Consider the following 24,820-nt stretch of genomic DNA (forward strand, 5'->3'; position numbering starts at 1 on the left):
GATCACCCGGCGCCGGTGGTCCACCGGGCGCCGGTGCGCAGACGGTAGGCGGCGACGGCGGCCTCGACCGTGGGGAAGAAGTGGTCCGGGTCGATGGTGCGGGTGAGCCCGTAGCGTTCGATCTTCCGCCGCACCGGGTCCTTGAGCTCGGCGAACACCAGATGGATGTGCTCGGCGTTGAGAGCCTCGTCCAGGTCCTCCAGGACGTCGGCGGCCGTGGTGTCCACGTCGGTCATCGGCTCGGCCGCGACCACGATCCAGCTCGGCGGCGGGTCCCCGTGGGCGAGCCGGCGGACCTGGTCGCGGAAGGTCCTGGCGTTGGCGAAGAAGAGCGGCGCGTCGAACCGGTAGATCACCAGGCCGGGCAGCCGCTGCGCGCCGGGGTGGGAGCGGACGTCGTGGAAGCCCTCCAGTCCGGGCACCCGGCCCAGCAGGGCGTCGTAGGGCCACCAGGCCCGCCGGAAGACGTTGAGGACGGACAGGGCGACCGCGATCGCGATCCCGGGCAGCACCCCGAGGAACGCGACGCCGAAGAAGGCCGCGAGCGAGAGCAGGAACTCGACGCGGCGCTGCCGCCACAGCCGTACGGTCCCCGGCAGGTCGGCCAGGGAGAGGGACGCGACGATGACCACGGCGGCCAGGGCGGGCTGGGGCAGGTTCCGGAACAGCCCCGGGACCAGCAGGAGCATGAGGACGATCAGGGCCGCGCCGACGACCCCGGTCAGCTGGGTCCGCGCGCCCGCCCGTTCCGCCACCGCCGTGCGCGAGCCGCTCGTGCTCACCGGGAAGCCCTGGAAGAAGCCCGCGGCCAGGTTGGCGGCCCCGATCCCGGCCATCTCCTGGTTGCCCCGGACCTCCTGCCCGGTGCGGGCCGCGAAGGCCGACGCGTTGGAGATGGTGTCGGCAAGGGAGACCACGGCGATGCCCAGGGCGCCCGCGGACAGCGGCCCGAGGTCGTCGAGCCGGACATCGGGCACGGTGAACGGCGGGAAGCCCTTCGGCAGCACCCCGACCAGGCCGACCCCGTGCTCGCCCAGCTCGAACACGGCGGCGGCGCCGATCGCCAGCACCACCATCACCAGCACCGCGGGCACCTTCGGCAGCCGGCGCTGCAGCACCAGCAGCAGTACGACCCCGCCGATGCCCACCGCGGCCGCCGCCGGCACGACCGCCCCGGCGGCCAGCTTCTCCACCAGGCCGACGCACTCCCCGATCAGGGTGTCCGCCTCGACCTTGAAGCCGAGCAGCTTGGGCAGCTGTCCGATCAGGATGGTCAGGGCCAGCCCGTTCATGTAGCCGATCATCGTGGGCTTGGAGATCAGGTCGGCGACGAAGCCGAGCCTCGCCACCGAGGCCAGGATCATCACGAGCGCGACCATCAGGGCGAGCATCGAGGCCAGGGCGACGGCCCGTGCGGGGTTCCCGCCCGCCCCGGCCAGCGGGAGCACGGTGGCGGCGATCATCGGGCCGAGCGAGGAGTCCGGGCCCAGCACCAGGATCCGGGACGGCCCGCAGACCGCGTAGCCCAGCAGGCACAGGATCGACGTGTACAGGCCGGTGATCGGCGGCAGGCCCGCGAGTTCGGCGTAGGCCATGCCCTGCGGCACCAGCAGTGTCGTCAGGACCACTCCGGCGACCAGGTCCCTGGCCAGCCACTCGCGCCGGTAGGACGACACGGCGCGGACCCCGGGAACGGCCCGCAGCCGGGACACTATCCGTGCGGTGGCGTGCCGGGTCGCCATCTACGGCCTCTCACGTCCCCCCGGCCCGCCTGGCGACGAGCTTGCCGAGCTCCCACAGCCCGAGCAGCACCAGCGCCGGCACCAGCGCCCAGCCGAACTGCCGCACGTTGATCTGTGTCGTGCCCAGCAGCCGCCGGAACCCGTCCATCTGCGTGACCAGCACCGCGAGGGCGAACTCCACGAGCATCGCCCAGTTCATCTGCTTGCTGTCGAAGCTGGCGGTGGTCAGGACGGTCGCCGTCTCGCTGCGGCATTCGAGCGCGGCCACGATCAGGCAGAGCGCGAAGGACGTGAACGCGATGGACTGGCCGACGGCGGTGCTGCCGTAGTGCGACTCGCCGAGCTTGATCAGGACGAGCAGACTGATCGCGATCACCAGCCCGGACAGCCCGACCGTGACCATCACTCCCCTGGTCAGCACGGGTTCACCGCGCGGACGCGGTCTGCGCTCCATGAGTCCCGGGCTCTGCCGGTCGAAGCCGAGCGCGAAGCCGAAGGCCGCGTTGACGAAGAAGTGGATCCACAGCACCTGGGCCGGGGTGAAGGGTTCGCCCGCCGCGATGTTGAACAGGGTCGCGCCGAGGAAGGTCAGGACGAACACCACGAGGAGCACGAGGACGAAGCGGATGTACTTCGTGAGGTTGTCGTAGATCTTGCGGCCCTGCTCGACGGCGAAGACGATCGTCGCGAAGTTGTCGTCGGACAGCACCATCCGCCCGGCGTTCTTGGCGACCTCGGTGCCGGAGCCCATGGCGATGCCGATGTCGGCAGCCTTGATGGCCGGGGCGTCGTTGACGCCGTCCCCGGTCATGGCCACCACGTCGCCCTTCTTCTTGAGCGTGTCGGCGAGCAGCACCTTGTGTTCGGGGGCGACGCGGCCGACCACCCCGATGTCGTCGATCCGGGCGAGCCGCTCGCTCTCCGGCAGCGCGGCGAACTCGGCGCCGAGGAGCGCCTCGCCCTCGATGCCCAGCTGCCGGGCGATGGCGGCGCCCGTGACGACGTCGTCGCCGGTCACCATCCGCACCCGGATGTGCGCGGCCTGCGCGTCGGCCACGGCGGCCCGCGACTCCGCGCGGGGCGGGTCGACCATGCCGACCAGGCTCGTCATCTGCAGGTCGGTGACGTGGGCGAGCAGGTCGCCGTCCGGATCGAAGACGGCCGGGTCGAGGTCGCGGCGCGCGGCGGCCATCACCCGCAGGCCCTCGCCGCCCATGCGCTGGACGTGTGTCTGGGCCCGCTCGCGCAGCTCCGCGTCCCAGGGGACGGTCGTACCGTCGCGCAGCGCGGTGGCGGCCCGGGCCATGACCGCGGGCGCCGCCCCCTTCACGAAGCACCGCACGACCGGCCGGCCGGCCGCGTCCGCGGCCGGGTGGAAGGTGGCCATCAGCTTGTACGACGGGTCGAACGGCAGCGTGGCCAGCCGGGGCAGCCGCTCCCGGGTGGCGTCGATGTCCAGCCCGGCCTTGTGGCCGAGCACCAGCAGGGCGCCCTCGGTGGGGTCGCCGACGACCTTGCCGTCCACGAGCCCCGCATCGCTGGCGACCACGTAGGGCAGGATCGCGTCCTCGATGCCGGGCGTGCTGCCGACGGCGTGATGGACCTTGCCCTCCAGGCCGTAACCGGTGCCGGAGACGGTGTAGCGGTCGCCGGGATCGATGACCTCAACGACGGTCATCTGGTTCATCGTGAGCGTGCCGGTCTTGTCGGAGTTGATCGCCGAGGTGAACCCCAGCGACTGCACCGACGGCAGGTCCTTCACGATCGCCTGGCGCCGGGCCAGGTCCACCCCGCCGATCGACAGGATCGTCTGGGTCACCGTGGGCAGGGCCTCCGGGATGGCGGCGATGGCCAGCGAGACGGCGCTCACGAACAGCGCGTCCCACGCCGTGCCGCGGCTGCGTCCCAGGACGAACATCACGATCATCGTCAGTCCGGCCGCCCCCGTGATCCACAGGGTGAGCCGGTTGAGCTCCAGGTCCAGTGGAGAGGGCTCGCGGGGCGTCGCCGACAGCATCCCGGAGATGCGGCCGAGTTCGGTGCCGGCGCCCGTGGCCGTGACGATCAGCGTCGCGCTGCCGTGCGTGACCGGCGTGTTCATGAACGCCATGTTGGTCCGGTCCCCGGGGCCCAGGTCGCCGCCGGCCAGGGTCGCCGCGTCCTTGGCGGCGGGCACGCTCTCGCCCGTCAGCGCCGACTCGTCGATCTGCAGGGCGCTGGCCGCGATGATCCGGCCGTCGGCGGGGACCTCGTCCCCGGCGGTGAGGAGGACGACATCGCCGACGACCACTTCCTCGGCCGGTATCTCGGACTCGGTCCCGTCCCGGCGCACCCGGGCGGTCGCCTTCAGCATCGACTTGAGCGCGTTCATGGCGCTCTCCGCCTTACCCTCCTGCCGCATGCCGACGACCGCGTTGAGGACCGTCAGCACGACCAGCAGGATGCCCGTGCTCCACTCCGCGATCAGGAACGACACCACGGCGGCGGCGACCAGGACCAGCTGCATGTAGCTGCGGTACTGGGCCAGGTACCGGCGCCAGCCCGGCAGGGCTTTCTCCTCCGGCAGCGCGTTGGGACCGTTCGTCCGCAGCAGCTCCGCGGCCCTCGCCGAGGACAGTCCCGCGGCCGGATCCACCTCGAACCCGGCGGCCACCTCCTCCGCGGAGCGCGCGTACCAGGCCCGGTCGTCCGTCGTCCCCTCGTCCGGGGCATCCGTCTGCGCGGTCATGGCATGCGCCTCCTCTCAGCCGTTCCCGTCAGCCGTTCCCGCCGGAGTGCTTGCCCTTCCTGCCGTGCTTCCCGTTGCCGGATCCGCCTTTGGAAACCGATGCGGCGTACGGGTCGGGCGCCGCGCCCTTGGGCGCCTCACGCTCCAGCTCCCGCCTGACCTCGGCCAGCCCGCGCCGGGTCTCGTCACTGACCTGCGGGTACTGGGGATCGATCTCGATCAGCGTGTGCGCCACCACCGCGGCCGCGCAGACACGCGCGAACCACTTGTGGTCGGCAGGTATGACGTACCAGGGCGCCCATTCCGTGCTGGTGGCGGACAGCATCTGCGAGAAGGCGCGCTGGTAGTCGTCCCACCGGGCCCGCTCCCGCACGTCGGCGGGCGAGAACTTCCAGTTGCGCTCGGGAACGTCGATGCGCTTGAGGAAGCGGATCCGCTGCTCCTCCTTCGACAGGTTCAGGAACAGCTTCACGATCCGGAACCCGTTGTCGGTCAGATAGCGCTCCCAGTCGTTGATCTCCCGGTACCGCCGGTCCCACACGTCATGGCCGCGCACCGAGTCCGGCAGCCGCTGCCGGTCGAGGTTCTCCGGGTGCACCCGTACGACCAGGACCTCCTCGTAGTGGGACCGGTTGAAGATGCCTATCTCCCCGCGTCCCGGCAGCCGGCAGGCGTAGCGCCACAGATAGTCGTGATCGAGTTCCTCGGTCGAGGGCACCTTGAAGCTGGACACCCGCACACCCTGCGGATTGACGCCGCTCATCACATGGCGGATCGTCCCGTCCTTGCCGCCTGCGTCCAGGGCCTGCAGGCACACCAGCACTCCATAGGTGTCCTGGGCCGCCAGCCGCCGCTGGTAGTCGGCGAGCAGCTCGACACCGGTGCGGAGCAGCTCGACGCCCTCCTTCTTCTTCCGGATGCCCGCCTTGTAGCCGGGATCGAAGTCGTCCGCCAGATGCACCTTCCTGCCGGGCTCGACCCGCAGAGGCCTGATGAACTCCGCTATGCGTTCGGCCATGTCGTCGGCCATCGTCCGCCCGCCTTCCGCCCTGGCCCGACCCGCCGGCCCGGCCTCGCGCCGGGTCGCCTTCCCGACAGGATCGGACCGATCGGCGGGGACGACCTCACCCTCCGCGGGTGGTTGCTCCGAGGAACAGCCGGCGAGCGAGGCGCTACCGGCCGTCCGCCGGCTGCAGGTCCTGCTCGGTCCAGATCGTCTTGCCGGTGGGGGTGTAGCGCGTGCCCCAGTGGTGGGTCATCTGGGCGATGATGAACAGGCCCCGGCCGCCCTCGTCGTCGTTCTCCGCGTGCTTCAGATTCGGTGTCGTGTGGCCGGTGTCGGAGACCTCGCAGATCAGGCTCCGGTCGCGGATCAGGCGCACCTGGATCGGGCCGCCGCCGGCGTAGCGGATGGCGTTGGTGACCAGTTCACTGACGATCAGCTCGGTGGTGAACGCCAGGTCGTCCAGCCCCCAGTCGCCGAGCTGCTTCGCGACGGCGGAACGGATGGTGGCCACCGCCGCCGGGTCCGAGACCAGTGCCCACTGGGCGAACTGGTTCCGGTCGAGCATGCGGGTGCGGACCGTGAGCACGGTCGCGTCGACGTCCACCGCGCCGGGCAGCAGGGTGTCCATCACCATGTCGCACAGCCCTTGCAGGGACCCGCAGTCGCCGGCGAGCACCCGGGACAGCTGCGCCAGCCCGGCCGCCTGGTCGTCGGCCGCCTGGAGGAGGCCACCCGTGAAGAGGGCGACGACACTGCCCGGCGAGAACTCCAGTTCCGTGCTCTGGTAGGGCGGGCCGCCGACTCCCAGCGGTGGTCCGGACGGCAGCTCCGGACGCTCGACGACACCCGGGTGGGGTACGACGGCCGCCAGCACCGAGTCCCCGGCCCGCGCCAGACGGCACTTGCCCGAAGCGGGGTCGTACACCGCGTACAGGCAGGCCACGCCCTGGATCGCGGTGTCCCGCGGCCTCAGGTGGCCGGGACCGTGTCCGGTCCTGCGCTCGCGCGCGGTCTGCTCGGCGAGGTCGCCCAGGCGGGACAGCAGCTCGTCCGGGCTCAGGTCCAGGCGGGCCAGGACGCGTACCCCCGTGCGCAGCTGCCCCATGGTCGCCGCGGCGCGCAGACCGTGACCGAGCACGTCCCCGACGACCAGGCCGACCCGGCCGCCCGACAGGGGGATGACGTCGTACCAGTCGCCGCCCACCCCGGACCCGCTGTCGGCGGGCTGGTAGCGGGCCGCCGAGTCCACGGCGGTGTGCGCCGGCAGATGGCGCGGGAGCAGGCTCCGCTGGAGTTTCAGGGCCACCGTGTGGCCACGGGTGACCAACGGCATCAGCAGGAGACCGATCAGCAGGGCACCCAGGCCCAGCACCGTGACCCCGCCGGTCGGTCCGATCAGCGGCAGATCGACGCGGGTCGAGCCGTACCGCGGGTTGGCGTAGACGACGAAGGTGGCGTACAGGAACAGCAGGAGCATGATCAGCCCGCCGAGCGCCGGGAACACGCCCTTGAAGATCATGTCCCGGACACTGCGGGTGAGGATCTTGCGGTAGTACCAGAGGCAGGCGAAGCCGGTGAGTCCGTACTGGAACGCGATCGCGAGCCCGACCGAGTCGATCGAGTCGGCCACGATGTTCTGGCTGAACGACGTCAGCAGGATCAGCAGGGCGATCGAGACCGCTCCCATGCCGATGGTCCCCCAGGTCGGGGTGAGAAACCTGCGGTGGATGCGGGCGAACCGGGCGGGGACGGCCTTGTGGACCGCCATGGAGAAGACGGTCCTGGCCAGGGGCAGGATGGTGGTCTGGGCGGAGGCCAGCGCCGAGGTCAGCACCATCAGGATCAGCAGTCTCGACAGGACCAGCCCCGTTTCGTGGCTCCCGAAGACGGCATCGCCCAGTCCGGAGAACACGTCGTCCGAGTTGTTCGGGTTGCCCAGCCCGATTCCGGTGGTGCCGGCTCCCGCGAACGCCTGCGACGACGTGGACACCAGCCCGTAGATGCCCAGGAGCAGCACGGTGGACAGGACCGCGGCGCGCCCGGGGACGTGTGCGCTGTCGACGGTCTCCTCGTTGACCGAGAAGGCGGTGTCCCAGCCCCAGTAGATGAAGACGCCGGCGAGGATGCCCGAGGTCAGGGCCCGTGTCGAGGACACCTCGAAGGGGTTGAACCAGGAGGCGGAGACATGGATCGCGGTCGCGGGCGGATCGGTGTAGACCCTGACCAGCGCGGCGACGGCGAACAGGATCAGCATCAGCACTTCCAGGCACAGCAGCCAGCGCTGAACGGCTGCCGAGACCTCGATGCCGACGTAGCAGATCGCGGTCAGCAGGACGATCCAGACGATGCCGGCCACCGTGGTCCACAGCCGGCTCTCTCCCAGTGAGTCCAGGCCCAGCAGCCGGAAGCCGTAGACACCGGCGATCTCGGCGAGGTTCACCATGACGATGATGTTGGCGACGATGAGGCCCCAGCCGCCCATCCAGCCGGTGCGCGGTCCGAAGGCGCGGGTGGCCCAGGTGAAGGTGGTCCCGCAGTCGGCGTTGCTCGCGTTGAGCTCCCGGAAGGCGTACGCGACCAACAGCATCGGGATGAAGGCCAGCATGGTGACGATCGGGGCCTGCAGTCCCACCCCGGCCACGATGATGCCCAGCGTGGCGGCGATGCTGTAAGCCGGGCCGGTGGAGGCCAGGCCCATGACCACCGAGGAGAACATGCCGAGGGCGTTGCTCCTGAGCCCTTTCCGGCCGACACCCGTCCCGGGCGCAGGGCGGCCGACGGACTCGACGCCGCCAAAGTGCCTCACACTTGATTCCAACGCGGGGCCACTGCCCTCCGCAACAGCGCGGGGGCGTCACCGCCGGGTCCACACCACCTGATCATCGTGTGCGGCTCAGGTGGTGTGGACCCGGGCGAGGCCGAGGGTGCGGTGCAGCGGGTCGCAAGCACCAGCCGCCACCCCTGGGACGGGCAGGCGCCGACGGGCCGCCTGCTCCGGGGCCGGTCAGGCGGCCGTGGGGAGTGCGGCCGGGGCGAGTTGTGCGGTGCGGTGCAGGCCCCTGCGGTCGTAGAGGTGGGTCAGGCCCAGTCCGAGGAGCAGCGAGAGAGCGAGTCCCACGCCGGTCATGGTCCAGGCTCGGGCGAGTCCCGCGTCGAGCCGGGCGCCGAAGTAGAGGATCGACCGGACTCCGTCGAGGACCTGGCGGAACGGCTCGAACTCGGCGAGGAAGCGGTAGAACGACGGCAGCGCCTGCAGCGGGATGGTGGCACCCGCCGACGGGATGGCGAGGCCGATCAGCACGAGCATCGAGACGAGCGGGCCGGGGGTGCCGAGGACCGCCAGCAGGGCGAGCGCCGTGCAGCCCATCGCCATCGTCGCGCCGGCCCCGAAGATCCAGAGCAGCAGCAGGTGCGAGGCGTCGATGCCGACGATCCCGACCGCCGCGGCCATGGCCAGCGCCGAGGTGACCAGGGAGACCCCGGCCATCAGCGCACAGCCGACGAGGAAGTGCCGGGTCCGGCTCAGGTGCCGGACGGGCTCGGCGGTGCGGAAGGGGCCGAGGTCCTTGGCCGCGTAGCCGAGGGCGGTGTCGACCTGCATGTGGATGACGTTGGCGCCGAGCATGCCGCCGAGCACCAGCACCAGGGTGTAGAAGAACGCGGTCAGGCCGTATCCGCTGTGGCTGCCCAGGTGGTGGCCCTGCGCCACGACGACCTCGACCGGGTCCGCGAGCAGCAGCCGCTCGGGGGTGCTGGGTGCGGTGACGTGCTTCCCGGCCGCGTGGGCTCGGGCGGCCTGGTGGGCCAGCTGCTGCCCCAGCTTCTTCCCCAGGGCGACCGAGGCGTCGTGTGCGGCCGCGCGGCTGACCTGTTCGGCCATGTTCGAGCCGAAGCTGCCGGCCGCGGGGTTGGTGAGGATCTCCAGCGTCGGCCTGGACGGGGCGGTGTCGCCCTTGGCCGCGAGTCCCAGCACGGAGGCGGAGAAGTTCTCCGGGACGACCAGCGCACCGAACGCCTCGTGATCCTGCTGCTCGAACCGGTCCTGGCGCTGCTGCGCCGACTCGCCCAGGAGGGCGAACTGCGCCACCGGCGCGCGCAGGCACACCCGGCCTGACCCGCCGACCGCAGGCCGGCGTCGAGAAGTGAAGCTCACCTCTTGCTCAGAAGATCGACGGAAGCCGCCGGTCCGCCCGTCGCCGCTGACATGATCAGCCGCGAGCGACCGGTCGAGCCCGGCGTTTCACCACCCCGGACCGAGGGAGAAATGTCATGCCCACGCCCAGGAGGCCGTTGCGGACCCTCGCAGGACTGAGCATCGCGTGCGCCGCGCTGCTCGCTCCTGTCACCGGCTGCACCTCGGACCACCCCGAGGCCAAGAAGCCCGCACGGCCCGCACGTTCGCACGATCCGGGTTCGGCGTCGGCGTCGGCGACGGCGACGGCGACAGCGACTCCGGGCAGCAGCGCACAGCCTTCGGTCCAGCAGCCGCCGGAACTTGACGCCGACGAGACACTCGCCGGCCGCCAAAAGGCGACCACCGGGAACGCGAGCATCGCCTTCGCCAAGGGCAAGAAGGGGGACGCGCTGATCGTCGCCGTCCGCTGCCAGGGCGCGGGCAGGATCGAGGTTGCAGTGCAGCCCCTGCACGCCTCCTTCCCGCTGGAGTGCCTCGCCGGCCAGGTCAGCACCACCTACAACCAGCTGGACCTCGGCGGAGCGGACCACAGCGGTGTCGCCTCCGTGGAGGCTCCCTCCTCCGTGCGCTGGTCGATGACCATCGGCCGCGGCGCACCCGTACAGGAGGAGACCCCCACCGCGACGGCCGAGTCCGGCTGAGCACCGCCCGCGCAGCAGTCGTGGCCGTCGGCCGTTCAGTCCAGGAAGTAGGACCAGAACGGGATCGTGGCGTACTGATGGCCTTTCGGGCGTGGGCACGGGCCGGCCGAACTCGTGGTGGAAGTAGTCGACCAGATCGGTGCGTTCGAGTTGCGGCGCAACGACAGGAAGGCACTCGAGCTCTACTTCTTCTTCGGCGACCCGGACTCGCGCAGCACGTACATCCTGCAGAGGGACGAGTAGCCGGGGCGGCAGCCCACCCGGAGGCGGTGCCGGCTCGTCAGGAGACCAGGACGCCGATGCCGTCCCCGAGCAGCTTCAGCCCGAACACGAAGAACAGCACCGCCATGATGGCCGTGTTGTGCCGCGCCGCCCATTCCTTCCAGTTGCCCAGCGTGTTCCTCGCCCGCTCCCCCATGACCAGGAAGACCCCCAGCGGAACCAGCATCCCGGCGGAAGCGATGACGACGAAGATCGCCAGCGTGGCGATCTGCTCCCCGACCGGCAGCCCCGACGAGCTGATGGACGCTGCCGCGGCAATGGTCAGCGGGGCGTTCTTCAGGTTCCCGGCCGACAGCAGCAGGGCCAGAAGGAAGATCTTCACCGCGGTGAAGCCGTCGATGGCCGCCATCCACTTCGGCAGCTGCGCCTGCGTGACATCGGCAGGGCGATGACGCCACAGCCTCAGCCCGAAGAAAGCCAGCGCCACGCCCAGAACGAGCTTGAGAACCCCCACCCAGTCGGCCGGATGCCCGTGGGAGTCGGCACTCTCCTGGCCACCGATGGCCAGCACCACCGCCCCCAGGGCCGACAGACCCATCACCCAGCCGGTGACGAACACCAGCCCGTTCAGACGGCCCCGGGGCGTGGCCAGCACGATGATGAGAGCGACGATCGGAAGAGGGCTGACCGCGACACCGGCCGCCAGGCCGAGCACATCACCCAACGCCTTGCCCATGCGTGCCTCCGGCGCATCGAGGAACTGCTCTGATCGCAGCTACAGAATCGACGACGGCGCACGGTCTTCGCCGCATGACCACGTGGCGTGCGAGTGAATGACGGTGGTGCCTCCGCTCCGGGCAGCCTCGGGGCAAGCTCCGGACAGGCAGGGCATCCCTTTCCCGGGTGCAGGTGATGTGCGCCGGGGATACGCTTTTGACTGCAAGGTCACGCCATTTGGGTGATTTTTGCAGACCTCGGTCGCCTTACTCGCGACGATCCGACAATCAGTTCCTTCTGCGGTGGCCCGGCGAGCGTGGCCCGCCCCTTCGCGCTTCGCAAGGGTGGGCGACGGCCGAATCCCTTCTCTCGATGCCTGTCCCGCGCCGTGTGCGCCGCGGTGGCGCAGGCCTCCGGGTCCGCAGTCTGCAGTCCCTGTGGAGGTCGGGATGAGAATTGTCGTGGACCTTTCCCGATGTGAGGGGTACGCGCAGTGCGCGTTCCTCGCTCCGGACGCGTTCCGGATGCACGGCGAGGAAGCGCTGATGTACGACCCGAGCCCCGACGACGCCCGGCGCGAACAGGTGCTGCGGGCCGCGGCCGCCTGCCCGGTCCAGGCGATTCTGGTCGACCAGCTGGAGGAACAGGACGTCGTACCGGCGGAGGCGTCCAAGTCATGACCAGCGCCGACAACCTGCGAGAGTTCAAGCGCGACGGCCGCATCGTGATCGTCGGGGCCTCACTGGCGGGACTGCGGGCCGCCGAGGCACTGCGCAACGAGGGCTTCACCGGCTCACTCACCATGATCGGTGACGAACTGGGCGAGCCCTACGACCGCCCTCCCCTGTCCAAGCAGGTCCTGACCGGGTGGGTGCCGGCCGATGCCACCACGCTGCCGCGACGCCGTGACATCAACGCGGAGTGGCTGCTGGGCGTGCCGGCCAGCGGGCTGGACCTGGCGGCCAACCAAGTGCGTCTGGCCGACGGACGCGAGATTCCCTTCGACCGGGTGCTGATCTCCACCGGGGTGCGGGCCCGGCCCTGGTTCGTCGAGTCCGAGGCGGCCCTGGACGGCGTGTTCGTCGTTCGTACGCGCGAGCACGCCGAAGGCCTGCAGCGGGCCCTCGCCGCCGGGCCCTCCCGGGTACTGGTCATCGGCGCGGGATTCACCGGCTCCGAAATCGCCTCCATCTGCCGCGAGCGGGACATCCCCGTGACCGTCGCCGAACTCGCGCCGGCCCCGCTGGTCGGGGCACTCGGTGCCATGATCGGTGAGGTGGCGTCGGACATGCAGCGCGCTCACGGCGTCGACCTGCGCTGCGGCGTCAAGGTCACCCGGCTGGAGGGCGACGCGCAGGGGCACTTCCGCCGCGCCCACTTCGACGACGGCAGCACGATCGACGCCGACGTGGCGGTGGTGGCACTCGGAGGCATCCGCAACACCGACTGGCTGCGGGACTCGGGACTGGCGGCGGGCGTCTGGGGCATCGCCTGCGACACGGGCTGCCGCGCCCTCGACATCAACGGTCTGATCACCGACGACGTCTTCGTCGCCGGAGACGTGGCACGCTGCCCGAACCCGATCTACGAATACCGGCTCATCTCGCTGGAGCACTGGGCCAACGCCGTGGAACAGGCCGAGGTCGCGGCCCACAACATGGTCAGCGCCCAGGCGGACCGCTGGCCCCACCTGACCATCCCGCTGTTCTGGTCGATCCAGTTCGGCGTCAACATCAAGTCCGTCGGCGTGCCGACCTTCGCCGACGAGGTCGTCGTCACCCAGGGGTCGGTGTCCGACCGCCGCTTCGTCGCCGCCTACGGCTACCAGGGCCGCGTCACCGCCGCGGTGAGCTTCAACAACGCGAAGTGGCTGGACCACTACCGGCAGCTGATCGAGTCGGCCGCGCCCTTCCCACCGCCCTGCCCCACACCCGACCAGCCCGTCGACAACAAACCGGTGCCCGTCGACTTCCCCGGCCCCGAGCTGATCGCCCGGGGAGCCACTGTGGTCGTCACCGGCAATGACCCGGGTGAGCGGCGCGTCACGTCCATGCAGCAGCACCACCGGTAAGGGGGAAGGCAAGATGACCACGACCGAGAAGCCCGCCACGCTGCTCCGGATCCTCGACTACTCCTCCCGTGCCGACCCGTACCCGCTGTACGCCGAGCTGCGCGAGACGCCGGTGGCCCTGCAGGACGACGGCAGCTACGTCATCAGCACGTATCGCGAGCTCGCGGACATCCTGCACAACCCACACCTGAGCTCCGACGTCCGCAATCTGTCGCATCCGATGGAGGCGTTCGAGAGGCCCGGCGCGCCGCCGTTCATCAACCTCGACCCTCCCGAGCACGACCGCCTGCGGCGTATGGCGATGCGCCACTTCGGTCCCCCGCACACCCCGGGGCTGGTGGCCGGCCTGGACCCCGACCTGCACGCCATCGTCGGCGGTCTGATCGACGCCTTCGCGAGCAAGGAGCAGATCGACATCGTCGACGACTTCGCCTACCCGTTCCCCGTCACCGTGATCTGCCACCTGCTCGGGGTGCCGCGCGAGGACGAACCGAGGTTCCACCTGTGGGTGAACGACATCATCGACTCGATCGACTACAACCCCAAGACCGATCCGAAGGAGAAGCTGGAGAACGGCCAGCGGGCCAGCGCGGACCTGCGCGAGTACCTCGGCGGGCTGGTGGAGCAACGCCACGGCCGGCCGACTGACGACCTGCTGTCACGGCTGGCCAACGACGACGGGCCGGACGGACGGATGACCGACGACGAGATCGTCGCCACCGCCAACCTGCTGCTGATCGCCGGCCACGAGACCACTGTCAACCTCATCACCAACGGCATGCTGACACTGCTGCGCCACCCCGAGGTGCTCCAGCGACTGCGCGACGAACCCGGCCTGGCCGTGCCGGTGGTCGAGGAGCTGCTGCGCTACGAACCACCCGTGCACATCATTCCCTGGCGGGCGGCGTACAGCGACATCACCGTCGCCGACACCGTCATCCCCAAAGGCTCGCGGATCATCCTCATGCTGGCCTCGGGCAGCCGCGACCCACTGCGCTTCCACGAACCCGACCGCTTCGACCCCGACCGCCGGGACAACCAGCACCTCGGCTTCGGCAGCGGCATCCACCTCTGCTTCGGCGGCCCACTCGCCCGACGGGAAACCCAGATCGCCCTGACCGAACTCGTACGCCGCCTCGACCGGCCCAGACTGCTCACCGACCCACCGCCGTACCGGCCCAGCCCCGTCCTTCGCGGTCCGATCCATCTGCCGGTCGAGCAGGGCGTGGGGTGACGCGACAGCCGCCGCCCGCTGGAGAGCCAGGCTCTCCCGACGTGCTCGGTGAGGTGCTCGCAGACCTGGTGACGCGGTCGCACCAGGCGACGCCGCTGGAGGTGGCCGGGCTCGTGGATGCCGCGGCCGAAGCCCTCGGCATGGACGCGGCGCTCCTGTATCTGGCCGACGTCCAGCAAAGGCTGCTGGTGCCGCTGCCGCGCAGTCCCGGTATGTCGGGCGGCGGGACGGCGGAGCCGATCCCGATCGAGGGCACCGTGGCCGGATGGGCGTACCGGACGGAGTCGGTGCGGCTGTCACGGCACGGTGCGCTGACCCTCTGGCTGCCGCTGATCGACGGCGTGGAGCGGATCGGCGTGCTTCAGGTGACCGCGGACCGGTTGACCGCCCGGCTGCTCGACCATGCGGAGATCCTGGCCTCGGTCGCCGCGGTCATCGTGGTCGGCAAGAGCGGGTTCAGTGATCTGTACGCCCTGACCACACGGCGGCGGCCGATGACGACCGCCGCCGAGATGGTCTGGGCGTTCCTGCCCCCGCGCACTCTGGGCACCCACCAGGTCACCTCCACCGCGGTGCTGGAGCCCGCGTACGAGATCGGCGGCGACGCGTTCGACCACAGCCTGCACGACTCCCGGCTGTACCTGGCCGTCGTCGACGCCATGGGACACGACCTCGCCTCCGGGCTGTGTTCCGCGGTCGCGCTGGCCACCTGCCGCGCCGCCCGCCTGGCCGACGGCACACTCACCGGCATCGCCGAGCGGGTCGACGCCGAACTCGAACACTGGCTGCCCGACCGCATACTCACCGGAGTCTTCGCCGACCTGGACCTCGACAGCGGGAGCCTGAGCTGGGTCAACTGCGGCCACCCGCCGCCGTTGCTCATACGCGGCCACCGCATCGTCCCCCACGCCCTGGAGGCTCCCAGCCAGCTGCCGCTGGGCCTCGGTCCCGGCAACCGCGACAGGCTCACCGTTCACCAGGCCCAGCTGGAACCCGGTGACCGCATCCTGATCCACACCGACGGCGTCACCGAGGCCCGGTCCCAGGCCGGGGAACTGTTCGGTGAGCAACGTCTGGCCGACTTCGTCACCCGCTCGCTGTCGGCCGGGGAGCCCGCCCCCGAAGCGCTGAGGCGCCTGATCCACACCATCCTCGACCACCACCGGGGCCGGCTCCGCGACGACGCCACCATCGTCCTGGTCGAATGGCACCCCACCCCCGGCGGCCGGACGTAGACGCCCTCCATGCATCACCTCGGGCCGACGGGTGTCACGGTCCCGAGCCGGCGCCGTCCCGTGCCGCCCGGACCGGGGCGTCAGGCAGGGGCTGTTCGGTCCAGATGGCCTTGCCGGTGGGGGTGTGGCGGGTGCCCCAGCGCTGGCAGAGCGCGGAGATGAGCTGCAGGCCGCGGCCGCCCTCGTCGGTGGCGGAGGTGTGCCGGATGTGCGGCGTGGTCAGGCTGGCGTCGGAGACCTCACAGATCAGTGCGCGACTGCGGAGCATGCGCAGCCGGATGGGGCCGCAGGCATGCCGGACGACGTTCCCGACCAGCTCGCTGACCACGAGTTCGGTGGTCATGAGCAGGTCCTCGTCGGCCAGGTCCCAGTCGGTGAGCTGGGCGCGGGCCAGCTCACGGGCCCGGCCCGCCGCCACCGGGTCCTCCGGCAACGGCCACTCGGCGACGTTCTCGGCGTCCAGCGGGTGCGTGCGGGCCAGCAGCAGGGCGGCGTCGTCCGTGAGCGCGCCGTGGGCGGGAAGGAGAGCGGAGGTGAGCGTGGCGCAGAGGGCGTCCAGGTCGGTCGCGTCCGAAGGTGCGTCCGGCGTGGCGTTCACGGACTCGAAGAGGAGCTCGGCCAGGTGGTTCATGCCGGTGGTGACGTCCCTGTCCTTGCTCTCGACCAGGCCGTCGCTGTAGAGGGCGAGCAGGCTGCCGGCGGGCAGTGGGGTCTCGAGCGTTTCGAAGGGCGGAGCGGCCACCCCGAGCGGCGGGTCCGGGGTCATGGGCAGGAAGGTGACCATGCCGTCGGGGTGGGCCACCGCCGGGGGCGGCTGACCGGCGCTGGCGTACGACAGACACCGGCTCACCGGGTCGTAGATGCCGTAGAGGCAGGTCGCGAAGGCGTCGTTGCCCAGTTCGCCGACGATGTCGTTGAGGTGGCCGAGGATCTCGTCGGGCGGCAGCTCCAGCTCCGAGAGGGTGCGGACGGCTGTCCGGAGCCTGCCCATGGTGGCGGCCTCGGCCATGCCGTGGCCCATGACGTCGCCGATCACGAGCGCCACCCGGGCCGCGGAGAGGGGGATCACGTCGTACCAGTCGCCGCCGACGTCGGCTCCCTGCTTGGCCGGCTGGTAGCGCGCGGCCGTCGTCACCTCGGGCAGCTCGGGCAGTGCCTGTGGCAGCAGGCTGCGCTGGAGGGTGCGGGCCCGGGTCGTCGCCTCGTCGTAGAGCCCTGCTCGCTCCAGGGCCTGCGCGATCAGTCCGCTGAGCGCGGTCAGCAGCGTTCGTTCGTCGTCGTCCAGTACCCGCGGCCGGCCGAAGGAGATCACCGCCGCGCCGATCTCGCGCCCCGACACCGCCAGCGGGAGAAAGGCCCAGGCCTGCTTGTCGCTCTCCTGGATCAGCGACTCGGTCCCCGGGTAGCGCGTCAGGAACTCCTCCGGGGAGGAGATGCAGAGGGGGGTGCGGGTGTGCAGGGCGTCTCCCACCGGGTTCATGGTGTCCCGCACGGTCCAGCGCCCGTCCAGCAGCCGGGTGAAGCGCTCCGCGTATCCCCGGGAGCCGACCACGTTCAGCCGGTCTCCGACGACGCCGAGCATGACGAGTCCCGTGGCCCCGAGGGCTGTCATCACGCCGTCGGCCGTCGCCGCCATCACGTCCTGGGCCGTGACGGCCTCGGCCAGCTCCCGCGTGACCCGCTGCACCAGGGCCGCCCGCTCGGCCGACGCCCGCTCCGCCGCGGCCCGCTCGGCCTCGCGCAGATGGCGCTCGGTCGTGTCGGTGATGTAGAGCGTGAGGCCTTCCGGCACCGGCACCAGCCGCAGGTGGTACCAGGACGTCCCGTCCAGCCCCGGTACGTCGAATCCGGCCGGCCGGCCCTCGGCCGCCGTCGCCCGGCAGCGCTGCTCCAGCCCCGGCACGGCACCCACCGCGGGGACGTTCCAGAGCAGGGCTCCGGCCACGTCCCCGGCTGCGCCGAGGAACCGCTCGGCGGCCTGATTGAGAAAGCCGATGCGCCAGTCCGTGTCCAGGGAGACGAAGCCGTCACTCATGTGCTGCAGCGCCCGACCCACCGACTCGGCGGCGGCATGCGTCTCACTGCTGTCCCGGAGGGTGCCGATCACCTTCACCGGCGTCCCGTCCAGGTCCGTGATCGTCCGGGCACCGGCCTCGATCCAGAGGTAGGTGCCGTCCTGCCGCCGGACCCGGTACTCGTTCTGGAAGCCGCCGCGCAGCTGGATGCCCGTGTCGAAGCCGGCCACCGCCCCGGGCAGGTCGTCCGGGTGGATCAGCGCCGCCCACGCCTCGATGCCACCGCTCATCACCTCCGGATCGATCCCGGCCAGCACATCCTCGACCGGCCGGTCGGCGGTCAGCTCGCCGGTGCGCAGGTCCCAGGTGTACGTGACGCAGGGCGCCCCTTCCACGTCCCACGCAGGGGTGGCCTCCCGCGGTCCCGGCTCGTTCTCCAGGGCGCGCAGCAGGGTGGGCGACGGATTGAGGATCCCGGACGACGCGAGCCTTCCGGACATCCAGGTCGCCACCTCGTCCAGAAACGCGCACTCCGCCGCACCGGGCTCGTCGCCGGGGGCGAAGAGGACGGAGAGCGCGCCGCGTCGCCGGCCACCGCCCGGAACGGGGACGGCCAGGTGACCGATGCCGGCGGGGAGCCGGGAGGGCCAGAGGGCGGCGGGGTCCCGGCCGGGCACCGGGTCGGGCGGGGCCAGGTCGGAACGCCAGGTGACGGTGTCGTTGCGGGCGGCCCTGCTGGGCGGGGCCGTGCCTCGTACCGGGATGATCAGCCAGGGCCGGGTCATCGACTCCGGCAGGCCGCTGTCGGCGACCAGGTAGAGGATGCCGCTCATGCCGCCGCCCGGCAGATGCACCATGCCGCCCAGGCCGTGCACCTCGGCCACCGCCTGCTGGAGCGCGGTCAGCAGGACCTCGACATCGCGCCGGTCCTCGTCCACGGCGTCGAGCAGCCGCATCCGTATGCGCTGTGTCTCCGAGGGCCATGCGGTCGCTATGGTCCGCAGGCCCTGCGGCTGGTGCAGCGAATGGGGGACGTGGGGCATGGAGGGGTCGGTGCTGTGCGCTTCGCCACCGCTGGTGTTCACCACTGTCGACTGTCGCCTCCGCTCACCCGCTGAGCTGCAAGAGATCGGATATGGACCTTAGCGATCTACATCCGTCCAATCCATCCTAATCGGAACAACTTAGAACCTAATCGGAACAACTTAGACACTTTCCTCCGCCATGGGGAACCCCCCGCATTAGCCCACCTGGCCGGGTGCAGCTGTGCCGATCAGCAATCAACGCGGTTTCCCGTGCTTGCATCCTGCGTGGAGGCCCATGACATGACTGACGAGAGACAGCAAGACACCCGCTCCCGACTCTCCGCGTCCCGGCGTCGTGTGCTGGCGGCGGCCGCCCTGGCGCCCATAGGTGCCGGTGTGCCGGCCCGGGCCGACGCCCTGTCCGCCGGACCGGCGGGCCACGCCCTGGTCCAACCGGTGATGACCAAGCTGACGGACTGGGCGGACGTGGGCAAGTCTCTCGGCCGGCCCGGTGACATGCGGCGATTCATGTACCACACGCCGTTGCCGCGCCAGGACCTCAAGGTCTACTCGCGCGGCGTTCTGATCGACCCCGCGCTCGCCCTCGGTACGCACGTCTCGTTCGTCCGGTACGCGGACCGGAGCACGCTCCTGATGGGTGACGCCGTGGTCACCGAGCGCGAGCTGCAGCACTTCTGCGACGTCCTGCAGGACCACGGAATCATGCAGACCGCCATCCACAAGCACCTGCTCGCCCATGAGCCGGACGTCTGGTGGGTCCATCTGCATGCCCACGGCCACGATCCGGTCGCCGTCGCCCGTGGTCTGCGCGCCGCGTTCGACTGCACCGGCACTCCGCCCGCCGCACCCGCCACCTCCTCGCCGCGCGTCGACCTGGACACCGCCGCCATCGACGCCGCGATGGGCGTCAGGGGCTCCGCCGACGGCGTGATCTGGAAGTCCACCTATGTCCGCCGCGAGACCGTTGCCGACGGCCATGTGGCCCTGCCGCCGGGACTGGGCTCCACCACCTCCGTCAACTTCCAGCCGCTCGGCGGCGGAAGAGCCGCCCTCAGCGGCGACCTGGTCATGATCGCCGCCGAGGTCCAGCCCGCCCTCACGGCCCTGCGACGCGGCGGGATCGAACTCGTCGAGGTGCATCACCACAACCTCACCGACGAACCACGCCTGTTCTTCGTCCACTACTGGGCTGTCGGCGATGCCGTCGGACTCGCCCGGGCCGTTCGCCGGGCCGTGGACGTCACCAACGTCGTACCCATGCCTGGAGGAGCCGGCTGATGGCCGCGGACCACGAGACAATCACCTGCCCGTTCGACTTCAGCGAAGCACTCGACTTCGACCCCGCGCTCGCGGACCTGATGCAGCGCCGCTCCCCCGCGCGCATCCGGCTTCCCTACGGCGATGCGGATGCCTGGCTGATCACCGGCTTCGACTCCGTCAAGCAGGTGACGACCGACCCACGGTTCAGCCGGGCGGGCATCATCGGTCACGACTACCCGCGGATGACGCCGGAGCCCATCGTCTCGCCGGAATCGATCAACGTGATGGACCCGCCGCTGAGCAGCCGCGTCCGCCACCTGGCCTCGCAGGCCTTCACCCAGCAGCAGGTCGACCGCATGCGGCGGCGGATCATCCGGCTCACGGACCGCCTGCTGGACGACATGGAGAAGCAGGGACCGCCGGCGGACGTGGTCCAGCACCTCTCCAACAGGCTCCCCCAGCACGCCATCCTGGACCTCCTCGGTATCGAACGGGAGGAATGGCCCCGGATCGAGGAGTCCGTGCACCAACTGCTCGTCGTCGGCGCGGGCACCAAGGAGGCCGCCGCGACGGCCAAGGCCGATCTGACGGCCTACTTCGCCAAGCTCGTCGAACAGCGCCGGAACTCGCCCGGCCCCGACCTCATCAGCGCGATGGCCGCGGCGCGGGAGGGCGAGGAGCAGCTCGACGACAGGGAACTGGCGGTCATGGCACTGACGCTGGCGCTCAGCGGCCAGGACACGGCGACCTGCCAGATCAGCGACATCACCTACCTGCTCCTGACACGTCCCGAGCTGATGCAGCACCTCAGGCGCCGGCCCGAGACCGTGACCGACGTCGTGCACGAGATGCTCCGCTGCATCCCGTTCCGCAAGGGGGTCGGAATCCCACGCGTGGCCCTGGAGGACGTGGAGCTGGACGGCGCGCGGATCAAGGCGGGCGACTTCGTGCACGTGTCGTACCTGACGGCCAACCGTGACCCGGAGCGCTACGCGGCCCCCCACGTCATCGACCTCGACCGCCCCACCGCTCCGCACATGACCTTCGGCTGGGGCGGACACCGGTGCATCGCAATGCCGTTGGCCATGGCCGAACTCGAAGTGGCCATCGGCCGCCTGGTGGAGAGGTTCCCCGGTCTGCGGCTCGCGGTGCCGCCGGAGGAGGTCCGCTGGGACACGGAAACGATCAGGCGGTTTCCGCTGGAGCTGCCGGTGGCCTGGTAGGAAGGCCCGCACGGCGTCGGGCTCACGGGCTCACACACGCCACCGGACACCAGGGAGCTCCCCTTCCCGGCCAGGAAGGGGAGCTCCCTCGGCCGTGCAGTCGCGCACAGTTCCGGCCTCGGCACGGACGAGCCCGGCCGTCATGGCCGGGATCCGTCGAACGCGGCCACGAGCTGGTCCGTGGTGACGATGGCCTGGGCGAAGGTGGGGCCGTTGAGTTCGTGGGCGGCGTGCATCATCTCGGGAGCGAGGGCCGCGGTGGCGTCGCGGACCAGCGTCACGTGGTAGCCGAGCTCCATGGCGAACCGGGCGGTGGCCTCGATACAGGTGTTGGCCAGCACGCCGACAAGAACCACGTGGGTGATGCCGTGCTGCTTGAGTCGCATGTCCAGGTCCGTGTTGGCGAACCCGCTCGACCCCCAGTGTTCCAGAGCGACGAACTCGCCCTGCCGCGGCTGGAAGTCGGGATGGAACTCCCCGCCCCAGGAGCCCCTCGCGAAGAGGTGGGACTGCTGGATCTTCCGCTGCGAGGGGGTCGGATGGTCCCAGGTCTCGTAGTCACCCGGCTCCCAGCGGCGGTGCGGCACGAACACCACGCACACACCGGTCGCACGGGCCGAGGCGATCACGGAGCGCAGATGGTCCAGCAGACCGACCTCGCCGGCCACGGGCTCCAGCCGCGACCAGACCTTGCCGCCCTCCGAGAGGAAGTCGTTGTAGGGGTCGATCAGCAGAACGGCCGTGCGGCGGGGATCGTAGGTCTCGGCCATGCTTCCTCCCTGCACCTGCCCTACCGGGGCGGTTCGGCGCCGGTCTGCTCGTCGACCATGTACCGGGCGTACCAGTCGGGCCAGTCCGGGTCCTCCTGGCCGATGCGCTTCTCGTGTTCACCGTGGGCGGCAGCCGCGCGCCGCAGCGCACTCGCCAGATCGGTCACGGAGGCGAAGGACGTCGGCCCGGGATCGACGCGCCCGGGGAGCCGGGTCGTGACCTCCTGCAACAGCCAGGTGTTGCCGTCGGGATCGGCGAACGTGGCGCGCGAGAAGTAGCTGCGCCGCTCCGGGTCGAGGCCCTCGACCGGACCGTCAGGACCGGGGTGGAAGACCGCACTCACCTCCACGCCGGCGGCGACCAGCGCGGTGCGGGCGGCCTCGATGTCGGAGACGATCAGATACGCCTTGCCCGAGCCGGGCGCGGCCGACGTCAGGTCCGTGCCGAACTGGACCGAGCAGGCGGAGCCGTGCGGGGTGAGTTGCACGATTCCGGGCGGCGTCTGGTCCAGCCGCCACCCGAGGCGGCCGTAGAACTCGTTCGCCCGGTCGATGTCCGACACCGGTACGACGAGCACTTCCACCTTCATGTCGACGTCGCTCACGCTCATGAGTCCGCTCTCTTCACCGTGGTCCCCCTGAGGTGCTGCAGGACACCATCGTCACGTCGTCACGGCCGTGTCGCACCAGGAGACGGACCGGCCGGCGTTCGCTCCGCGTACCTCTCGCACAGCGTGAAACGGACACGAAGCGCCACCTGGCTCAGTGCCCTCACTGATCGAGCGGCTGCGCCAGGGCATGCTTGAGCTGCCTGGTCCGCTCGTCGGCGAGGACTTCGACCCGGTCGTTCGCCAGGGCGTCCATGGTCTGCTCCGCCACGTCCGCCGCGCTGATCTTCGGTGCGTCCGTGAAGGAGCTGAGATCCGTCTCCACGAAACCGGCGTGGACGCCGATCACGAGCGTTCCCTGCTCGCGCAGGCCTTCCCGCAGTGCGCCCGTCAACGACCACTGGGCTGCCTTGGAGGCCGCATATCCGGGATACTCCGGCCGGGCGGTCCAGGAGGCGGCCGACAGCATGTTCACCAGTGCGCCGCCGCCGTTGCGCGCCAGGACCGGGGCGAAGGCGCGGGACACGGCCCAGGTCCCGAAGTAGTTGATCTCCATCGCCTCGCGCGCACCGGCGAAGTCGCCCGTCAGCAGCTTGGTCTCAAAACCTCCGACGCCCGCGTTGTTGACGACGATGGTGACGTCACCGGCGGCCGCGGCCGCCGCTGCGACGTCCTCCGGCCTGGTGACGTCCAGCCGCAGCGCAGAGAGCTCCTCGTCGCTCACGCTCGCCGGATCGCGGACACCGGCGTAGACCTTGGCCGCTCCCCGCCCGATCAGTGCGCGAGCGAACGCCCGGCCGATGCCACGATTGGCCCCCGTCACCAGGGCAACCGAACCTTTGATCTCCATCGCGCTTCCTTCCCGCTGCCGTCTGCCGAGCACGGCAGGCACTGGGACCGGGGCGGACAGGCCGTGGCGCACACAGGGTTCCCACGTCAGAACTCCCCGCCCCACCAGCCTGCACCGGATGCCACGGGGACGCATGTGAGACGGAGCCACCTCGCTTCGGAGGCGACCGACGCGGTCCATGGCGGCGTGCGGTTCGCCGCCGCCATGGGTTGACGATCCTGCGTCCGGTGGTGCGGCAAATCGACGGACGGGCGGTTGCCGGCTGCGAGTTGGTGCCGGCCGGGGTCCCGGTGGTCAGGGCAGGAGGACGACCTTGCCCCGGGCGCGGCGGGCCTCGATGTCGGTGTGGGCCCGTGCGGCCTCGGCGAGCGGGTAGGTGCGCCGGACGGGGACCTCGAGGCCGCCGGCGGCGATCAGCCCGGCCAGCTGCGGCAGGGCCTGCCAGAACCGGTCGGCCGGATCCCCGCCGGTGAAACGCACCCCCTGCTGCGCGGCAGACATGTCGGCGATCGTGATCACCCGGGCCGCGTCGCCGACCAGAGCCACCGAGTCCGGCAGCACTCCCGCGCCGGCGGCATCGAGGACGCGGTCCACCCCCTGCGGGGCGGCGGCCCGGACCCGCTCCACCCAGCCCTCGCCGTACGTCACGGCGGTGGCACCGAGCCCGGTGACGCGCTCGGTGTCGTCCTCGCCGGAGGTGCCGACCACGGTGACGCCCCGGGAGACGGCGAGCTGGACGGCGATGGTGCCGACGCTGCCGCCCGCGCCATGGATCAGCAGGGTCCCGCCTTCCTCGACGCCCAGGTGGTGCAGGGCGCGATAGGCGGTCTCCCCCACGGTGACCAGGGCGGCGGCGGTCTCGAAGGAGACCTCTCGGGGCTTGGCGAACGGCTGGTCCAGGAGTGCGTACTCGCTGTAGCCGCCCACCGAGGCGGCGCCGAAGACCTCGTCGCCGACCGAGGCGGTGGCGCCCTCGCCGGCCTTGTCGACGACCCCGGCCACGTCCCAGCCCGGCAGCATCGGGAAGTCGGCCGGGAAGACGCCGTCCATCATCCCGGAGCGGACCTTCAGGTCGATCAGGTTGACGGCGGTCGCCCGGACCTTGATCCGGACCTGGCCCGGACCCGGCTCGGGGGTGTCGACCTCGGTCAGGGTGAGCACGTCGGGGCCGCCGTAGCGGGAGTAGGTGATCGCGGTGGACATCGAGAGCTCCAGGGGAAGAGGAGGCGGGCCACACACTGAAATCACTCAGCATGT

At 70.9% G+C, this 24,820-nt stretch carries 19 protein-coding genes; 8 read left to right on the forward strand and 11 right to left on the reverse strand.

Annotated elements, in window-relative coordinates; genetic code table 11:
* Positions 1–2: 2 nt before the first annotated feature.
* The 5 genes from AC07DS_RS04700 to AC07DS_RS04720 form a co-directional block, all read right to left on the reverse strand.
* Positions 3–1,742 (reverse strand): SulP family inorganic anion transporter, encoded by a 1,740-nt coding sequence (locus AC07DS_RS04700; RefSeq protein ID WP_479142648.1) that lies wholly within the window; start codon positions 1,740–1,742, stop codon positions 3–5.
* A gap of 10 nt (positions 1,743–1,752) precedes the next feature.
* On the reverse strand, positions 1,753–4,470 hold the full coding sequence (locus tag AC07DS_RS04705; RefSeq protein ID WP_479142650.1) for a cation-translocating P-type ATPase: 2,718 nt from the start codon (positions 4,468–4,470) through the stop codon (positions 1,753–1,755).
* Between the two features lie 28 nt (positions 4,471–4,498).
* On the reverse strand, positions 4,499–5,500 hold the full coding sequence (locus AC07DS_RS04710) for a polyphosphate kinase 2 family protein (RefSeq protein ID WP_479142652.1): 1,002 nt from the start codon (positions 5,498–5,500) through the stop codon (positions 4,499–4,501).
* A gap of 142 nt (positions 5,501–5,642) precedes the next feature.
* Positions 5,643–8,192 carry an amino acid permease gene (locus AC07DS_RS04715; RefSeq protein ID WP_479142654.1) on the reverse strand — a complete coding sequence of 850 codons (2,550 nt, stop codon included), beginning with the start codon at positions 8,190–8,192 and terminating at the stop codon, positions 5,643–5,645.
* A 288-nt stretch (positions 8,193–8,480) separates the two neighbouring features.
* Positions 8,481–9,563 (reverse strand): DUF3533 domain-containing protein, encoded by a 1,083-nt coding sequence (locus tag AC07DS_RS04720; RefSeq protein ID WP_479142656.1) that lies wholly within the window; start codon positions 9,561–9,563, stop codon positions 8,481–8,483.
* 182 nt (positions 9,564–9,745) lie between these two features.
* On the opposite strand from AC07DS_RS04720, the gene AC07DS_RS04725 reads away from it, so the two are divergent.
* Positions 9,746–10,312 (forward strand): hypothetical protein, encoded by a 567-nt coding sequence (locus AC07DS_RS04725; protein WP_479142658.1) that lies wholly within the window; start codon positions 9,746–9,748, stop codon positions 10,310–10,312.
* A 114-nt stretch (positions 10,313–10,426) separates the two neighbouring features.
* Positions 10,427–10,555, forward strand: a complete 129-nt coding sequence (locus AC07DS_RS04730) for a hypothetical protein (protein WP_479142659.1) — start codon at positions 10,427–10,429, stop codon at positions 10,553–10,555.
* A 37-nt stretch (positions 10,556–10,592) separates the two neighbouring features.
* On the opposite strand, the gene AC07DS_RS04735 is transcribed toward AC07DS_RS04730, so the two are convergent.
* Complete coding sequence (locus AC07DS_RS04735; RefSeq protein WP_479142660.1) at positions 10,593–11,270, reverse strand: GAP family protein; 678 nt, start codon at positions 11,268–11,270, stop codon at positions 10,593–10,595.
* A 430-nt stretch (positions 11,271–11,700) separates the two neighbouring features.
* Between AC07DS_RS04735 and AC07DS_RS04740 the strand changes: the two genes are divergently transcribed.
* Genes AC07DS_RS04740 through AC07DS_RS04755 form a run of 4 tightly spaced genes read left to right on the forward strand, consistent with a single transcriptional unit; the run spans position 11,701 to position 15,791 of the window.
* The gene (locus tag AC07DS_RS04740) at positions 11,701–11,931 is read left to right on the forward strand and encodes a ferredoxin (protein WP_479142662.1); all 231 of its coding nucleotides are present in this window, start codon (positions 11,701–11,703) and stop codon (positions 11,929–11,931) included.
* A complete protein-coding gene (locus AC07DS_RS04745; protein ID WP_479142663.1) occupies positions 11,928–13,322 on the forward strand; it encodes an NAD(P)/FAD-dependent oxidoreductase in 1,395 nt (464 codons plus the stop codon). The genes AC07DS_RS04740 and AC07DS_RS04745 overlap by 4 nt, the downstream gene beginning before the upstream one ends.
* A 13-nt stretch (positions 13,323–13,335) precedes the next feature.
* Positions 13,336–14,556, forward strand: coding sequence for a cytochrome P450 (locus AC07DS_RS04750; protein WP_479142665.1), 1,221 nt, complete (start codon positions 13,336–13,338; stop codon positions 14,554–14,556).
* 41 nt (positions 14,557–14,597) lie between these two features.
* Entirely contained in the window at positions 14,598–15,791 is a 1,194-nt protein-coding gene (locus tag AC07DS_RS04755; protein ID WP_479142666.1) for a PP2C family protein-serine/threonine phosphatase, read from the forward strand.
* A 34-nt stretch (positions 15,792–15,825) separates the two neighbouring features.
* Here AC07DS_RS04755 and AC07DS_RS04760 read toward each other — a convergent pair whose 3' ends face one another.
* Positions 15,826–18,891: a SpoIIE family protein phosphatase gene (locus tag AC07DS_RS04760; protein WP_479142668.1), complete on the reverse strand. Its 3,066-nt coding sequence runs from the start codon at positions 18,889–18,891 to the stop codon at positions 15,826–15,828.
* 240 nt (positions 18,892–19,131) lie between these two features.
* On the opposite strand from AC07DS_RS04760, the gene AC07DS_RS04765 reads away from it, so the two are divergent.
* Together AC07DS_RS04765 and AC07DS_RS04770 are read left to right on the forward strand one after the other, a co-directional pair.
* Positions 19,132–20,130 carry a DUF1259 domain-containing protein gene (locus AC07DS_RS04765; RefSeq protein ID WP_479142670.1) on the forward strand — a complete coding sequence of 333 codons (999 nt, stop codon included), beginning with the start codon at positions 19,132–19,134 and terminating at the stop codon, positions 20,128–20,130.
* The gene (locus AC07DS_RS04770; protein WP_479142671.1) at positions 20,130–21,335 is read left to right on the forward strand and encodes a cytochrome P450; all 1,206 of its coding nucleotides are present in this window, start codon (positions 20,130–20,132) and stop codon (positions 21,333–21,335) included. The genes AC07DS_RS04765 and AC07DS_RS04770 overlap by 1 nt, the downstream gene beginning before the upstream one ends.
* 140 nt (positions 21,336–21,475) lie before the next feature.
* On the opposite strand, the gene AC07DS_RS04775 is transcribed toward AC07DS_RS04770, so the two are convergent.
* From AC07DS_RS04775 to AC07DS_RS04790, 4 genes are all read right to left on the reverse strand, one after another.
* Complete coding sequence (locus tag AC07DS_RS04775) at positions 21,476–22,105, reverse strand: cysteine hydrolase family protein (RefSeq protein ID WP_479142672.1); 630 nt, start codon at positions 22,103–22,105, stop codon at positions 21,476–21,478.
* 20 nt (positions 22,106–22,125) lie between these two features.
* Complete coding sequence (locus AC07DS_RS04780) at positions 22,126–22,716, reverse strand: VOC family protein (RefSeq protein ID WP_479142674.1); 591 nt, start codon at positions 22,714–22,716, stop codon at positions 22,126–22,128.
* Between the two features lie 160 nt (positions 22,717–22,876).
* The gene (locus AC07DS_RS04785; RefSeq protein WP_479142675.1) at positions 22,877–23,563 is read right to left on the reverse strand and encodes an SDR family oxidoreductase; all 687 of its coding nucleotides are present in this window, start codon (positions 23,561–23,563) and stop codon (positions 22,877–22,879) included.
* Positions 23,564–23,857: 294 nt separating this feature from the next.
* Positions 23,858–24,766, reverse strand: a complete 909-nt coding sequence (locus tag AC07DS_RS04790; protein WP_479142677.1) for an NADP-dependent oxidoreductase — start codon at positions 24,764–24,766, stop codon at positions 23,858–23,860.
* Positions 24,767–24,820 lie beyond the last annotated feature (54 nt).

The sequence above is a fragment of the Streptomyces sp. NPDC044064 genome, from assembly GCF_056434245.1.

Bases quoted from the DNA above. Each gene is read 5' to 3' on its own strand.
- AC07DS_RS04700 (WP_479142648.1), bottom strand. From the start codon at position 1,742: ATGGCGACCCGGCACGCCACCGCACGGATAGTGTCCCGGCTGCGGGCC.
- AC07DS_RS04705 (WP_479142650.1), bottom strand. From the start codon at position 4,470: ATGACCGCGCAGACGGATGCCCCGGACGAGGGGACGACGGACGACCGG.
- AC07DS_RS04710 (WP_479142652.1), bottom strand. From the start codon at position 5,500: ATGGCCGACGACATGGCCGAACGCATAGCGGAGTTCATCAGGCCTCTG.
- AC07DS_RS04715 (WP_479142654.1), bottom strand. From the start codon at position 8,192: ATGTTCTCCTCGGTGGTCATGGGCCTGGCCTCCACCGGCCCGGCTTAC.
- AC07DS_RS04725 (WP_479142658.1), top strand. From the start codon at position 9,746: ATGCCCACGCCCAGGAGGCCGTTGCGGACCCTCGCAGGACTGAGCATC.
- AC07DS_RS04735 (WP_479142660.1), bottom strand. From the start codon at position 11,270: ATGGGCAAGGCGTTGGGTGATGTGCTCGGCCTGGCGGCCGGTGTCGCG.
- AC07DS_RS04740 (WP_479142662.1), top strand. From the start codon at position 11,701: ATGAGAATTGTCGTGGACCTTTCCCGATGTGAGGGGTACGCGCAGTGC.
- AC07DS_RS04745 (WP_479142663.1), top strand. From the start codon at position 11,928: ATGACCAGCGCCGACAACCTGCGAGAGTTCAAGCGCGACGGCCGCATC.
- AC07DS_RS04750 (WP_479142665.1), top strand. From the start codon at position 13,336: ATGACCACGACCGAGAAGCCCGCCACGCTGCTCCGGATCCTCGACTAC.
- AC07DS_RS04765 (WP_479142670.1), top strand. From the start codon at position 19,132: ATGACTGACGAGAGACAGCAAGACACCCGCTCCCGACTCTCCGCGTCC.
- AC07DS_RS04770 (WP_479142671.1), top strand. From the start codon at position 20,130: ATGGCCGCGGACCACGAGACAATCACCTGCCCGTTCGACTTCAGCGAA.
- AC07DS_RS04775 (WP_479142672.1), bottom strand. From the start codon at position 22,105: ATGGCCGAGACCTACGATCCCCGCCGCACGGCCGTTCTGCTGATCGAC.
- AC07DS_RS04780 (WP_479142674.1), bottom strand. From the start codon at position 22,716: ATGAGCGTGAGCGACGTCGACATGAAGGTGGAAGTGCTCGTCGTACCG.
- AC07DS_RS04785 (WP_479142675.1), bottom strand. From the start codon at position 23,563: ATGGAGATCAAAGGTTCGGTTGCCCTGGTGACGGGGGCCAATCGTGGC.
- AC07DS_RS04790 (WP_479142677.1), bottom strand. From the start codon at position 24,766: ATGTCCACCGCGATCACCTACTCCCGCTACGGCGGCCCCGACGTGCTC.